At 69.5% G+C, this 13,680-nt stretch carries 14 protein-coding genes; 4 read left to right on the top strand and 10 right to left on the bottom strand.

The genetic code is table 11. From position 1 onward, the window contains the following. Positions 1 to 9 precede the first annotated feature (9 nt). From ACTWP9_RS09780 to xylB, 5 genes are all read right to left on the bottom strand, one after another. Positions 10 to 780: a bestrophin-like domain gene (locus ACTWP9_RS09780; RefSeq protein WP_443245640.1), complete on the bottom strand. Its 771-nt coding sequence runs from the start codon at positions 778 to 780 to the stop codon at positions 10 to 12. Between the two features lie 109 nt (positions 781 to 889). Continuing rightward, entirely contained in the window at positions 890 to 1,012 is a 123-nt protein-coding gene (locus ACTWP9_RS09785) for a hypothetical protein (RefSeq protein ID WP_443245641.1), read from the bottom strand. A gap of 1,203 nt (positions 1,013 to 2,215) precedes the next feature. Then, on the bottom strand, positions 2,216 to 2,872 hold the full coding sequence (locus ACTWP9_RS09790) for an N-acetylmuramoyl-L-alanine amidase (protein ID WP_443245642.1): 657 nt from the start codon (positions 2,870 to 2,872) through the stop codon (positions 2,216 to 2,218). Between the two features lie 168 nt (positions 2,873 to 3,040). Then, complete coding sequence (locus ACTWP9_RS09795) at positions 3,041 to 4,300, bottom strand: ROK family protein (protein ID WP_443245643.1); 1,260 nt, start codon at positions 4,298 to 4,300, stop codon at positions 3,041 to 3,043. Between the two features lie 117 nt (positions 4,301 to 4,417). Next, positions 4,418 to 5,866 (bottom strand): xylulokinase, encoded by a 1,449-nt coding sequence (xylB, locus tag ACTWP9_RS09800; protein WP_443245644.1) that lies wholly within the window; start codon positions 5,864 to 5,866, stop codon positions 4,418 to 4,420. Positions 5,867 to 6,010: 144 nt separating this feature from the next. On the opposite strand from xylB, the gene xylA reads away from it, so the two are divergent. After that, positions 6,011 to 7,177, top strand: coding sequence for a xylose isomerase (gene xylA / locus ACTWP9_RS09805; RefSeq protein ID WP_443245645.1), 1,167 nt, complete (start codon positions 6,011 to 6,013; stop codon positions 7,175 to 7,177). Positions 7,178 to 7,205: 28 nt separating this feature from the next. Here xylA and ACTWP9_RS09810 read toward each other — a convergent pair whose 3' ends face one another. From ACTWP9_RS09810 to ACTWP9_RS09830, 5 genes are all read right to left on the bottom strand, one after another. After that, the gene (locus tag ACTWP9_RS09810) at positions 7,206 to 8,246 is read right to left on the bottom strand and encodes a sigma-70 family RNA polymerase sigma factor (RefSeq protein WP_443245646.1); all 1,041 of its coding nucleotides are present in this window, start codon (positions 8,244 to 8,246) and stop codon (positions 7,206 to 7,208) included. Positions 8,247 to 8,381: 135 nt separating this feature from the next. Next, positions 8,382 to 9,284 carry an amino acid ABC transporter ATP-binding protein gene (locus ACTWP9_RS09815; protein WP_443245943.1) on the bottom strand — a complete coding sequence of 301 codons (903 nt, stop codon included), beginning with the start codon at positions 9,282 to 9,284 and terminating at the stop codon, positions 8,382 to 8,384. Between the two features lie 14 nt (positions 9,285 to 9,298). Continuing rightward, positions 9,299 to 10,078, bottom strand: coding sequence for an amino acid ABC transporter permease (locus tag ACTWP9_RS09820; protein ID WP_443245647.1), 780 nt, complete (start codon positions 10,076 to 10,078; stop codon positions 9,299 to 9,301). Continuing rightward, positions 10,075 to 10,893, bottom strand: a complete 819-nt coding sequence (locus ACTWP9_RS09825; RefSeq protein ID WP_443245648.1) for a transporter substrate-binding domain-containing protein — start codon at positions 10,891 to 10,893, stop codon at positions 10,075 to 10,077. Before ACTWP9_RS09825 ends, ACTWP9_RS09820 begins: the two co-directional genes overlap by 4 nt. A gap of 139 nt (positions 10,894 to 11,032) precedes the next feature. Beyond that, positions 11,033 to 11,530: an ATP-binding protein gene (locus ACTWP9_RS09830; protein WP_443245649.1), complete on the bottom strand. Its 498-nt coding sequence runs from the start codon at positions 11,528 to 11,530 to the stop codon at positions 11,033 to 11,035. A gap of 137 nt (positions 11,531 to 11,667) precedes the next feature. Here ACTWP9_RS09830 and ACTWP9_RS09835 point away from each other — a divergent pair, with 137 nt between their 5' ends. From ACTWP9_RS09835 to ACTWP9_RS09845, 3 genes are read left to right on the top strand one after another with little or no spacing between them, the layout of a single operon-like run. Further along, positions 11,668 to 12,540: a helix-turn-helix domain-containing protein gene (locus ACTWP9_RS09835; protein WP_443245650.1), complete on the top strand. Its 873-nt coding sequence runs from the start codon at positions 11,668 to 11,670 to the stop codon at positions 12,538 to 12,540. Positions 12,541 to 12,543: 3 nt separating this feature from the next. Continuing rightward, entirely contained in the window at positions 12,544 to 12,780 is a 237-nt protein-coding gene (locus tag ACTWP9_RS09840) for a DUF397 domain-containing protein (protein WP_443245651.1), read from the top strand. Positions 12,781 to 12,838: 58 nt separating this feature from the next. Next, the gene (locus tag ACTWP9_RS09845; RefSeq protein WP_443245652.1) at positions 12,839 to 13,648 is read left to right on the top strand and encodes an SAM-dependent methyltransferase; all 810 of its coding nucleotides are present in this window, start codon (positions 12,839 to 12,841) and stop codon (positions 13,646 to 13,648) included. Positions 13,649 to 13,680: the final 32 nt, after the last annotated feature.

The following is a 13,680-nucleotide window of genomic DNA, read 5'->3' on the forward strand; positions in this document are numbered from 1 at the left end:
GATAGCCGCCTACCCCGAGGAGCCGGCCGCCTGCGGGAACAGCGTCGCGAACGTCTCCGTCGGCTCGTCGAGACCGCGGGCGAACGGTGCGTCGAAGTGCCAGACGAGGAAAAGCAGGAACGCGATCAGGGCGCTGAAGATGCCTGCCAGTGCCAGCTCCCTGCCCGAGCGCTGAATCTGGAGCGCGAAGAGCATGCCCACGGCGACCACGGCACCCGCGTACAGCCCGATCCACACCACGCCCGGCATCGTCGGCCCGGCGCTCGATCCGCGTTCGGTACGGGCCGAGTCGGCCTCGGCGACCTGGTCGACCACAGCCTGGTACGTCTGTGCCTGCTGGTTGGTGGTCGGCTTGTAGGAGGCCACATCCTTGCGAAGCCGGTCGAGCATATGGGCGCCCCGGTCGGTGAGCTCGCCGTGCTCGACCATGTGCGACCACTCGGTGGTGACCGCGTACCGCACATAGGCGTTGATGTCCTTCCGCACCCGGTCGCGTTCGTGGGCCGGGTACACGGCCACCCGCTCGCTCACCTCGTGCAGCGCCTGCGCCTCCTGCGACACGGCCCCCTCCGCGGCGTTGCGTGCCTCCCAGACGCCGGCGATCGCCAGCCCCAGAACAATGGCATAGACCACGCCGATCATCATCGTCATGTACTCGATCACGTCCGGGGTCTCGGAAGGATCCTCCGAGTCGGCGCGCCGGCGTTTGAGGACGACGACGGCGACGACCACCAGACAGGCGGCGAACAGGCTGAGGATCAGCATGAGCCATTCGGACAACAGTCCTCCACAGAGCGCGAAACGACGGGGCATAAGCGGCGTGAGTTGGTGGGGGTGCAGCAGTGGCATCGGGGGATGACCGCGCGGAGCCGGGGCGGGGGCGGGGACTTCAGCCGCTGTTCGCACCGGAGGTGCCACCGGCCGCCGCTGCCCCGGAACTGTTGGTACGGGGGCGGAGCGCGGCGGCCGCGAGTACGGCCGGAGCGACGATCAGGAGTGTGCGGGTGACCATGGACATGCTGCCGTCGGGCCGTTGGCGGTCGGGAGTCGGCTGTTGCGGAACTGCCAACACGCTGCGGGAGGGCGAGGGTTCCGGAGAGGAGCGGGAGACCTTGGGCGAAGGGCGCGCCGGCCGCTGAGCAGCACCGACCGGGTGCCGGGCGGGCTTCGGTTCCGCGGGTGCAGGAGTCGTGGGCGGCTTCGAGGCCGGAGCCTTCGGCGGTGTGCCGGAGGGGGGAGGCGAGGGCGGAGTGGGTGCGGGAGGGCTCGGCCTCGGGGGCGGTGGCGGCGTCGGCGAGGGTGTGGGGCGGGGCGGGCGCGGGGGACACGGCCGGTGCCCCGCTGCGAGGTGCAGATCGACGCCGTCCCCGGTTTGCACGGTCAGAGAAGCCCCAGGACAGCCGCCGGCCTGTCCGGCTGACGCAGTCAGATGAGTGCCGTCCGCGTTGACGGAGAGGTGGGCGTCGGCGTCGGAACCGGGGCGCTGAGCAGCAGTGAACGGGTACGGAACAGGAGAGGGAGTGCGGTGCGGTGTCGCGGGCGCCGGGGACACGGGGGCGGTTGCCGATGACGCCTTCGTTGCCTGAGCCGCGTTGGGGTGTGCTGCGTCTGCGCCCGGCTGCGGGTCAGCGGCAGGCAGGGCTGCTGCTGCGAGTACGGCTGATGGGCGCCGGTCCGTCGGCTGCGCGGCCTCCGGGGAAGCGGCCACGACAGCCGTCCCCGCCGCTGTGCCGAGCACCGCGCACGTGAGTGCCACTGCTGTCAGCGTCTGCCGTCTGCTTCGGGTGTTGTGCCACTTGCTGTCCCGCCCGCTGTTCCGTCGTCCCACATCCTGAGGATGGAGGGGAGTCTGTGACGGGCAGAAGGCTTCCGGTCGGTAGTCACACGATGGGTTGAAGTGCTTGCGCTTCCGGCCGGTCGCACTCCCGAACGGCCGTATGGGAGGCGGCTGTTGAATCGCCGCGCGGTTCCCGCCCGGGGGCGCGTGCTACCGCTCCGAGCTTCGGCGTCACGGACCGTCGGGTCGCTGGTCTGCGGGGCGCCGCTGATCACCGGAGAGGGGGATCTTCGGGCGCAAGGACCCTCGGGGGATGGAGCTTCCGGAGTCGGTTGCCTTGGTGGACGATGCGGGCCCGGTCGGCCGGTCTTCCGGGCCCGCGAGCGGTCACCTGCTGGGGCTGTGCCGCGATCGTCTTCTGCGACGTGATCGGACCATCTACTGGGCTTTGATGAGCTCCATGTAGTGCGCCCAGTCCCAGTGCGCGCCGGGGTCGGTGTGGTCGGCGCCGGGTACCTCGTTGTGGCCGATGATGTGCTGGCGGTCCAGCGGGATGCCGTTCCGACGGCAGATGTCCGCCGTCAGCGCTGCCGACGCCTCGTACATCGCCTCTGTGAACCACTTGTCCGGTTCGTCGATCCAGCCCTCGTGCTCGATGCCGACGCTGCGGGTGTTGTAGTCCCAGTTGCCCGCGTGCCAGGCCACGTTCTTCTCCCGCACCATTTGGGCGACATGGCCGTCCGCTGAACGCACTACGTAGTGCGAGGAAACTGCCTTGTCCGGGTTCTGGAAGATGGCCAGCGTGTCGTCGTAGTACTCCTGGGTGACGTGGATGATCACGAGCTCGACAGGGTACTCGGCCGGCCGGTTCGCGGTCGTGTAGTTGGAGCTGGATGCGGGGACCCACTCAGCCTTGGGGTAGTCGACGGCGAGCGGGCCTCTGGAGCGGGCCACCGCGGCTCCGCCCGAGAGGAGTGAGGCGCCGGCCAGTCCTGCGGCGAGGGTGAAGCCCGCCCCGCCGCGCAGCAGCGCGCGGCGTGCTGGGAGGTTCGGGCGGGACTGTCCGGATGCGTGGTACTGGCGTGCTGAGTCCATCGTGTCTCCCAGTGGGGGGAAGAGGTGGAGGGGAATGGGGGCACGTACAGCGCGAGTTGACGCGCGTTGATGATTGCAGCCGCCTGGGGGACTGCCAAGAGTCGTCGGAGTGTGCCATTGGACCGACCTGTGGCCGCTCCAGGGACAGTATTCCGACTGTCCAGACAGTTATCCCCCGATTCCGGCCCGGTACGACAGCGGGTCGTCCAGTACCCCGCGCACGGCGGCATGGGCGGCGCCCAGCAGCGGCCCGTCCGCACCCAACCCCGAGACGAGCAACTCGGGCAGGGCGCCAGGTGCCGCCGTACGCTCCCTCAGTTCCCTCTCCAGCGACGGCCGCAGCCACGGTGCGAACCTGGCCAGGACGCCACCCAGCACCAGGGCGCGGGGGTCCAGCAGGTTGACGGCCCCGGCCAGGGCCAGCCCCAGCGCCGTCCCGGCCTCTTCGAGCGCTCGCAGCGCCCGCTCGTCCCCGGATGCAGCGCGGTCCCGGAGCGCGGCCAGGGCGGCGTCCCTGGGGCCGTCGGCGGCGATACCCGCAGCGTGCAGCAGTGCCCGCTCGCCCGCGTACTGCTCCAGGCAGCCCTGGCCCCCGCAGGCGCAGCGCGGTCCGTCCGGTCGGACGGGCATATGGCCGATCTCCCCCGCGAACCCTCGATTACCCCGCAGCAGTTCGCCGTCGAGTACCACGGCGGCACCGATGCCGACTTCCGCGGAGACGTGCACGAAGTCGCGGGGGACTCTGCCGCTGTCCAGCCACAGCTCGGCGAGCGCCCCGAGGTTGGCCTCGTTGTCGACGATGAGCGGCAACGGTTTACCCGCTGCCTCCGTCGGCGTCCCTGTTTCAGCCGCTGATCGTGTGTCTGTTCCCATCTTCGCGAGTGCGGGAGCGATGTCCGTGTCGTGCCAGCCCAGGTTCGGCGCGTGGACAACTGTCGACGTCCCCCGGGCGACCAGCCCGGGCACGGCAACCGCGACAGCGGCCGGGCTCAGCCCCAGCTCGCACGCCTGTACGGCCACCTCGTCCACCAGCCGCCGCAGCCGGGCGAGCACCACGCCCGGCTCGCTGTTCCGGCCCGCGGACCCGGTCTCCCCGCGGGCACGCACCTGACCGCGTACATCGACCGCACAGACGGCGAGATGGTCGACCCCGATCTCCGCGCCCAGCCCGCACGGCCCACGGTGGGTGAGCGCGAGCGCGGTGCCGGGGCGACCGGGTCCGCCGTCGGGCGGCGTCGGCCCCTGCTCGGTCAGCAGACCTCTGCCCAGCAGCTCGTCGACGAGTGTTGAGACGGCCGTACGGGTCAGCCCTAGGCGCGCCGCCACGGCCGCACGGGAGGAGGGCCCCTGCTCGGCCACCGCGTACAGCACGCGCGACAGATTGCGCCTGCGTATCTCCCGTTGGGAGCCGGGTGCTTGAGCTGCCATGGGGGCTCCTTCTCAGGCGAACAGAGCGCTCGCCGTTGCCTGCGCCGCTGCCCATGGTCGGGGGCGACTGCTGCGTAGGGACGACCGACCGGTGCGCTGCCGGCTCCGGTTACCCGTTCACGGCCGTCTCCCGAGCAGCGCCCCCGCGTTCTCGAGCGTCTCGGTGAGCCGGGTCAGCGTGGCATCGTCCCGTTCGACCGGTTCGTACGAGGCACCCTCGGTGGTGCCCCAGCGGCGGGCGACCGCGGCCGGGTCCTCGCCCAGCAGCAGCCCCGCGGCCTGCGCGGCGGCTCCCAGCGCCACCAACTCCTGAGCGCGCGGCACCTGTACGGCACGCCCCGACAGTCGCCGCACCGTCTCACGCCAGGCCGTGCCCTTGGCGCCCCCGCCGATCAGCAACAGTGGCGCGTCCTGTGCCGTACTCCTCTCGTCGCTCTCGGCCAGGACGAGGTCGAGTGCGCGCAGCAGCGCGAAGACGGCGCCGTCGTAGGCGGCCTGGAGCACCTGGCCGCCTGTGGTGGCGTGCTGGAGTCCGCTCAGCAGCCCGGTGGCGTACGGGAGGTCGGGGGTGCGCTCGCCGTCGAGGAAGGGCAGGGCTGTGACCCGCCCACCTGCCTCGACGTCCTCGCGGTCCCGGGAGAGCAGTGCGGCCATCCGGTCCACGGCCAGCGTGCAGTTGAGGGTGCAGGCCAGTGGCAGCCAGCCGGTGCGGGCGTCCGCGAAGCCCGCGACGGTCCCTGTGGGGTCGGCGGGGCGACGGCCGGAAACGGCGTACACGGTGCCCGAGGTGCCGAGGCTGAGTACCGGCTGCCCGGGCAGCAGTCCCAGGCCGAGCGCTGCGGCCATGTTGTCCCCGGTGCCGGTCGCTACCAGAGTGCCTGCTGTGAGGAACCCGTCCTCCGTTTCCCGGACCGTGCCCGCCGCCTCCCCGGTGCCCCGTACGGGCGGCAGGAGCGCGGGGTCCAGTTCGGCGAGCCGCAGGATCTCTTCGTCGTAGGACTCGGTTGCCGAGGCCCACCATCCCGTACCCGAGGCGTCACCGCGGTCGGTGCTCGGCTGTCCGGTCAGCCGCTCGGTCAGGAAGTCGTGCGGCAGTCGCACGGCCGCGGCCGATCGTGCGGCCTCCGGTTCGTTCTCCCTCAGCCAGGCCCACTTGGTGACGGTGAAGGCCGGCGCAGGCACGCTGCCGACGCGCTCGGCCCACGCCTTGGGGCCGCCGAGACCGGCCACCAGGCGGTCGCGCTGGGGGGCCGACCGTACGTCGTTCCACAGCAACGCCGGGCGCACCGGGCGGCCCGCGGCGTCCAGCGTCACCAGACCGTGCTGCTGGCCCGCGACGGAGACGGCCGCGGCCTCGCTCGCGGCGCGCCCGCACTGTCCCACCGCGGTGCGGAGCGCCTGCCACCACTCTTCGGGGTCCGTCTCGCGCCGGTCGCCCGGGGAGACGGTGTGCGGGGCCTGGCCCCGGGCGACCACCTGGCCGGTCGGGGCGTCCACCACGAGGGCCTTGGTGGACTGGGTCGAGCTGTCGACCCCGATGACGAACGGGCCTTCCGGTGCGGTCATGGCCTGCCGCTCCCTTCCCTGGCTGCCGGTGATGTGCGCATACTAATTTGTAAACGGCCATGACGAATAGCCTCGCGTCGCGATGCCCGAGTGTTCGCACAAGGGCGACGGTGCGCGGGAGGTGCACGGGAGAGGAACGGCAGGATGAGCTACGAGCCCGTACCCGCGGACAAGTTCAGCTTCGGCCTGTGGACGGTGGGCTGGCAGGGCCGGGACCCGTTCGGCGATGCCACCAGGGCGCCGCTCGACCCGGTCGAGTCGGTGCACCGCCTCGCCGAACTGGGCGCCTACGGGGTGACGTTCCACGACGACGACCTGATCCCGTTCGGCGCTCCCGAGGCCGAACGGGACGGTCACGTCAAACGGTTCCGCCAGGCACTCGACGCGACAGACATGACGGTGCCCATGGCGACGACGAACCTGTTCACCCATCCCGTCTTCAAGGACGGCGCGTTCACGGCCAACGACCGCGACGTGCGGCGCTTCGCCCTGCGCAAGACGATGCGCAACATCGACCTGGCCGCCGAACTGGGCGCGCACACCTACGTCGCCTGGGGCGGCAGGGAAGGCGCCGAATCCGGCGCCGCCAAGGACATCCGGGCGGCACTCGACCGGATGAAGGAAGCGTTCGACCTGCTGGCCGAGTACGTCACCGAACAGGGCTACGGCCTGCGCTTCGCCCTGGAGCCGAAGCCCAACGAGCCGCGCGGCGACATCCTGCTGCCGACCGTCGGCCACGCACTCGCCTTCATAGAACGCCTGGAGCGCTCCGAGCTCTTCGGCGTCAACCCGGAGGTCGGGCACGAGCAGATGGCCGGGCTCAACTACCCGCACGCCATCGCCCAGGCCATGTGGGCGGGCAAGCTCTTCCACCTGGACCTCAACGGCCAGTCCGGCATCAAGTACGACCAGGACCTGCGGTTCGGCGCGGGGGATCTGCGGGCCGCATTCTGGCTGGTCGACCTGCTGGAGAGCGGGGGCTACGAAGGGCCGCGCCACTTCGACTTCAAGCCGCCGCGCACCGAGGACACCGCAGGCGTGTGGGCCTCGGCGGCAGGCTGCATGCGCAACTACCTCATCCTGCGCGAGCGCGCCGCCGCCTTCCGCGCCGACCCGACCGTCCAGGAGGCGCTGCGGGCCTCCCGGCTGGACGAGCTCACCCGGCCGACGCTCGACCGGGACGAGACGCCCAGCGCCCTGCTGGCCGACCGCACGGCCTACGAGGACTTCGACGTCGAGGCGGCGGCCGAGCGGGGCATGGCCTTCGAGCACCTCGACCAGCTGGCTATGGACCACCTGCTGGGCGTCTGAGCCGGCCCGCCCGGCGCCGGGCAGCGGCTCAGCGTCGAGCAGCGGCCTCCTCCGCGCTCACCTGGGCCGGCAGACCGAACGTCGCGAACAGGTCGTCCCCGAAGAACGCACCCACGTGGGCGACCTGTCCGTCCAGCAGCGTCAGGACCTGCAGATGGAACGGCCGGTAGACGCCGTCCTCCCGCCGGCTGTAGAGACCGAAGGCCGGCTGGCCGTTGGCCGAGGTCGGCAGCATGAGACCCTCGTCGCGGCCGATGGGGCACTGGGCCCCTATGAGCCGCACGATGTTCTCCCGGCCGCGGAACCACTGCGGGAAAGGAGGCATCTCCCAGACGGCGTCCTCCTTGAACAGGTCCACGATGGCCGTCACATCGGAGCGCTCGAACGCCGCCGCGTACCGGTCCAGCAGCTCCCGCGCCGCCGGATCGGTGGGCTCGGTCAGCTCCTCCTCCACCGGCGCCGCCTGCTCGAGCTGCGCACGGGCCCGTTGCAGGGCGCTGTTCACGCTCGCCGTCGTGGTGCCGAGCAGCTCGGCGACCTCTGCCGCCCGCCACTTGAGCACGTCCCGCAGCAGCAGGACGACACGCTGCCGGGTCGGCAGATGCTGCAGGGCGGCCACCAGCGCCAGCCGCATCGACGAGCGGTTCACCACCACCGAGGCCGGGTCCGTGGGCCCGGAGGATCCCGAGAACATCGCGTCCGGGATCGGCTCCAGCCAGGGGACCTCCGGGGACTCGGTCACCGGGCGCTCGGGGTCGTCGCTCGGCGCGCCGAGACCGGAGGGCATCGGGCGGCGGCCACGCTGCTCGATCGCGGTCAGACATGCGTTCGTGGCGATCCGGTAGAGCCAGGTACGCAGCGAGGATCTGCCCTCGAAGCGGTCGCCGGCCCGCCACGCGCGCAGATACGTGTCCTGCACCAGATCCTCGGCGTCGTGCACCGAGCCCAGCATTCGGTAGCAGTGCGCCAGCAATTCGTTGCGGTATGGCTTCGCCTGCTCCAGGAGCTCCTCGGCGCTGCCGAGAGGCTGGTCCACGGGAGCGTCCGCCGTGCGGGGGCTGTCTGCCATCGTCCTTGCCTTTCGTCTGCTCCGGTCACCCAACGGCACCGGCGAAACACTCATCGTCGGTGAGAGTGAATGTAGAGCACGGGTCTGACAGCCTGCTCCCTCCAGCATGGCGGACGGAGCCGTTCCCCGCGGCGGTTACCGAGGCTGTTTGTGCACCTCCTCGTGGTCCCGGCCGGGCCGAGGCTGTGGCGGCTCGCCCTCCAGCACCTCAGCGGCTGCCGGATCGAGTACCCGGGAAAGGAAGGCGCGGGTGCGCGCGTGCTGCGGATCGCCCACGACCTGGTCCGGAGGGCCCTCCTCGACGACGAGCCCGTCGTCCATGAAGATCACCCGGTCCGCGACCTCCCGGGCGAAGCTCATCTCGTGGGTGACGACCAGCATCGTCATCCCCTCATCGGCCAGTCCGCGCATCACCGCCAGCACATCGCCGACGAGCTCCGGGTCCAGCGCCGAGGTGGGCTCGTCGAACAGCATCAGATCGGGGCCCATGGACAGTGCGCGGGCGATCGCCACCCGCTGCTGCTGGCCGCCCGAGAGCTGGGCAGGGTAGCTGGCCTCCTTCTCGGTCAGCCCCACGCGGCGCAGATTGCGCCGGGCCACCTCCGCCGCCTCCGCTTTGCCGCGCCCCAGCACGCGCCGCTGCGCGATGGTCAGATTGCCCAGCACCGTCAGATGGGGGAAGAGGTTGAACGCCTGGAAGACCATGCCGATACGGCGCCGGACCCGGTCGATGTCCACTTCCGGGTCGGTGACCTCGGAGCCGGCGACACGCACCGTGCCGGATGTGGGTTCCTCCAGCAGGTTCACACAGCGAAGCAGCGTCGATTTGCCCGAACCGGACGGACCGATGACACAGACGACCTCTCCGCGCCGCACGGTGATGTCGATACCGCGGAGCACCTCCAGCTCGCCGAAGGACTTGCGCAGCCCCACGACCTCGATGGCCGCCGTGCCGTCCCCGGTTGTTCCATCCGTTTCTTTCGTTCCGGCTGTTCTGTCCGTTCCGTCTGTTCCGGCTGTCTCGTTCGTGCCGGCCATCTCGCTCACTCCGGTCACCTCGCCTTTGCCGTACGGGCCTCCAAGCGGCGCACCAGATGGCCCAGTGGCAGCGTGATGGCCAGGTAGAACAGCCCCGCGATCAGGATCGGAGTGAGGCTGCGGTGCTGGTTGAGCGCGTCCCTGCCGAACTTGGCCAGCTCGTACTGGTCCATCGACAGCCCGAGCAGATAGACCAGCGAGGAGTCCTTGGTGAGCAGGATGAGCTCGTTGGCCAGCGGCGGAAGCACGATGCGGAACGCCTGCGGGATGACAATGGAGGCCATCGCCCTGGCCGGTGACATGCCAAGGGAACGTGCCGCTTCCGTCTGTCCTTTGGGGACGGCCTGGATGCCCGCACGGATCGTCTCCGCCATATAGGCAGCCCCCACCAGGCCCAGGGCCAGCATCACCGTCACGTACTGGTTGATGGACACCTGGAAGGCCAGCGGTACGCCGAAACCGAGCGCGATGAATACCAGCAGGGCCGGCACGCCCCGGAAGAACTCGATGTAGGCGACGGCCAGCCAGCGGTACGGCAATACCTGCGACAGCCGCATCAGCGCCAGCAGCAGGCCAAGCGCCAGTCCGAAAGCGAAACCGAGCACCGTATAGACAACCGTGTTGACCAAGGCTGTCGTCACGACGTCCGGGAACTGCTTCTTGGCCACCTCGACGTCGAAGAACGCACGGCGCAGCTCGCCCCAGTCGGCAGCGAACACGAAGACCAGAACGACGATCAGCAGGACCCCGTACTGGGCGGTGCGGATGGCGCGAGTGCGGTTGCGGCGGCTCACTTCTTGGGCTCCGTGCCGAACCACTTCTTGTAGATCTTGTCGTAGCGCTTGTCGGCCTTGGCCTTCTTTAGGGTCTTGTTGATCTGCTTGCGCAGAGCGTCGTTCCCGGTGCGTACGCCGATCCCGTACTGCTCGCCGGTGTCGAACTCCGTGGTGACCTTGGTGTCCGGGTTCTTCCTGGCGTAGTCGTAGAGCACGCCGTTGTCATTGATGCCCGCGTCGACCTGGCCGGTCTTGACGGCGGTCAGCAGCAGGCCGAGGTCCTCGTACTGCCGAGTGGTGACGCCCTTGGCGTGCTTCTTGGCGTACTCCTCGCCCGTGGTGGACTGCTGGACACCCAGTTCCTTGCCCTTGAGGTCCTCGAGGGAGTCGTACTTCTTGCCCTTCTTGGTGAGCAGGGCCTGGGTCGCCTCGAAGTAGGAGGCGGAGAAATCGAGGTTCTTCTCGCGGACGGGGGTGATGGTCATGCCGGCCGCGGCCAGATCGCACTTGCTCGCGTTCAGGTCCTCGCCGGTCTGGATGCCCTCGAACGGGGTGTCCACGATCTTCTGCTCGACCTTGAGGTCCTTGGCGACCAGATCGACCAGGTCGACGTCGAACCCGACGATCTCCTTGCCCTTTTTGAACTGGAACGGTTCGTACGGAAGGTGGGTGCAAGTGGTGAGCTTGCCCGCGTTCACCAGCTGCACCTCTTCCCCGCCCTTGCCGGAGGTCTTTGTGCTGGAGCAGGCGGTGACGGCTGTCAGAAGCGCGGCCGTCAGTACAGCCGTCAGGGATATCCGGTGCTGTCGGTTACGCGCGGATCGTGCGGACACAGCGCCTCCACAAGGGGACAGGTCGGCAATGGAGCCCGATCATGGCCGGTAAATGCCGTGCATCCTGCCATCGGCGCGGGGCGATGTCAGCTGTGCGTTTGATGTCAGTTGTGTGTCTATGCCAGCAGTGAGCCCGGGGTCAGCCGTGCGTTCTGTGGCATTCCAGCTCGGCCCACACAGCGTGCCCCGTCACCCCCTCGGAACCGCCCGTGCGGGCCTTGCGTATGCCCCAGTCGTCGGCGAGGACGCTGACCAGCAGCAGGCCCCTCCCGTTCTCGCGCTCGTCGTCGCCGGACCGGCCCCGGTCCGCGTCCTCGATGCGCATGACCGAGTTGCCGCCACCCTCGTCCGCCACCTCCAGCCGTAGCCGCACGCCGATGACCCACAGCTCGCAGCTGACCTTCTCGCTGTCCGTGTGGCGCACAGCGTTGGTGAACAGCTCCGACATCAGTAGCTGGGCGTCGGCGTTGGACTCGTCGTCGACGTACCACTCGCGCAGTCTCTCCAGCACGCGCGCGCGTGCCAGAGCCACAGAGGTGTCGCGGGCCGGCAGATGGAAGGCGTCGCGCAGCGGACGGGTCGTCGGCGCGCCATCAGGCCGGTGTTCTAAAGGCAGGGCGTCATGGGGGGCAGCCACAGGTCCACTATGCGGTTCGTCACTCGCGTATGGCAAGGATCAATCTGTAAATTGCAGAACTGCGTTTGACAGGGTGTGCATGAGCGCTGGCACATGCCAAACTTCTTCGTAACGAAGTCAGTTGGAGGGGAGCGGCTGTGGCGGACTCACGGACGGGCGGTGCGGCGCCCACCGTGCTGCGCGTGGTGCTGGGCAAGAGGCTTCAGCACCTGCGTGAGAGTGCGGGAGTGACCTTCGAGCAGGCGGCCAGAGCTCTCGACGTCACTCACGCCACCATCCGCCGGATGGAGAAGGCCGAGGTCGGGCTCAAGGTCCCCTATGTCGAGAAATTGCTGCGCACCTATGGGGTGACCGATCCGGACGAGATCGACGGTTTTGTCTCGCTCGCCCGGGAAGCGAACCAGCCCGGCTGGTGGCACCGGTACCGCGACGTGCTGCCCGAGTGGTTCAGCGTCTTCGTGAGCCTGGAGAGCGAGTCCGAGGTCATCCGCGCCTACGAGCCGCACTATGTGCCGGGCCTGCTCCAGACCGAGAGCTATGCGAGGGCGGTGCTGCGCGCAGGCATGCCGCACGCGCCCGAGGCAGAAATCAAGCGGGGCGTGGCGCTGCGTATGGAGCGTCAGACGGTGCTCACCCGGGAGACGAACCCTCCGCTGCTGTGGGCCGTCATCGACGAGACGGTCCTGCGGCGCCCACTGGGCTCTCCAGAGGTGATGCGCGAGCAGATCGACCACCTCATCCAGGTCACCGAGCGGCCGAACGTGGCGCTCCAGATCATGCCGTTCAGCGCAGGTCCGCATCCGGCCATGTACGGCCCCTTCCACCTCTTCCGGTTCCCTCTCGACGAACTGCCAGACATGGTCTGCGCCGAGAGCCTTGTAGGTGCGGTCTACTTCGACCAGCGCGACGACGTCAGCGTGTTCCTCGAGGCACTGGACCGGATGAGCGCCCAGGCCGTGCCGCTGGTGCGGACCCGGGCGGTCCTGAGTGCACTGCGCAAGGAGATCTGAACCATGGGTCGTATCTACAACGGGATGCCCGCTGCACACCTGGGCAGCGAGGGCTGGCGCAAGCCCTGGAGCGGAGGCAACGGCGGCAGCTGCGTCGAGGCGCTCAAGCTCGCCGACGGCCGCGTCGCACTGCGCCAGTCCACCGATCCCGACGGCCCGGCGCTCATCTGCAGCCGGAGTGACATCTCGGTTTTCATCCAGGCGGCCAAGGCGGGGGAAGCCGACTTCCTGGTCGCCTGAACACAGCACCGGATCACGCAGGCCCGGTCCGGACAGACCGACGAGTTGGAGAGAGCACGTGTCGGAGGCTGGTTTCAGCCCGGAGCAGATAGACACCACCAGGCCGCACCCGGCCCGGATGTACGACCACTACCTCGGGGGGAAGGACAACTACGAGGCCGACAGGGACGCGGCGGACAGAGTCCTTGCCGCCCTGCCGGACGTGGGCATCACGGCCCGCAGCAACCGCGACTTCATGCACCGCGCCGTGCGGACAGTCGTCGACAGCGGAATCCGCCAGATCATCGACATCGGCACCGGCATCCCCACCTCGCCGAACACCCATGAGGTGGCCCGGCAGGTGGACCCGGAGGTACGGGTCGCCTATGTGGACAACGACCCGATCGTGGCGGCCTACGCCGGAGCGAAGCTGACCAACTCCGGCAACGCCGGCTTCGTCCTCGCCGATATCCGTGATCCTGAGGGGATCCTCGACCACCCGGTCACCCAGGAGCTCATCGACTTCGACGAGCCGATCGCGCTGATGCTGCTCGCCGTGCTGCACTTCATCACCGACGCCGAGGACGCGGCGGGCATCGTGCGCACGCTCACCGAGCGGCTGCCCGCAGGCAGCCACTTGGTCCTCAGCCACGCGACACGGGACTTCAACGACAACGAGGGCTTCGGCAAGGTCGAGAAGGTCTACAACGAGGAATCCACCTCCAGCGCCCAGTGGCGGACAGGGGACGAGATCTCCGGCTTCTTCAAAGGCTTCGAACTCCTCGAGCCCGGCCTGGTCCAGCCGCCGCTGTGGCGGCCGGACGGACCCGTGCCCACGGGCGAGAGCCTCAAGCGTCACATGGGATATGGCGGCGTGGGAGTGAAGTGAGCAGCGGGCCGGTGGCAGCCACCGGCCCGCCT

Origin of the sequence: Streptomyces sp. 3N207 (genome assembly GCF_052246355.1) — a bacterium.
Taxonomy (GTDB): domain Bacteria; phylum Actinomycetota; class Actinomycetes; order Streptomycetales; family Streptomycetaceae; genus Streptomyces.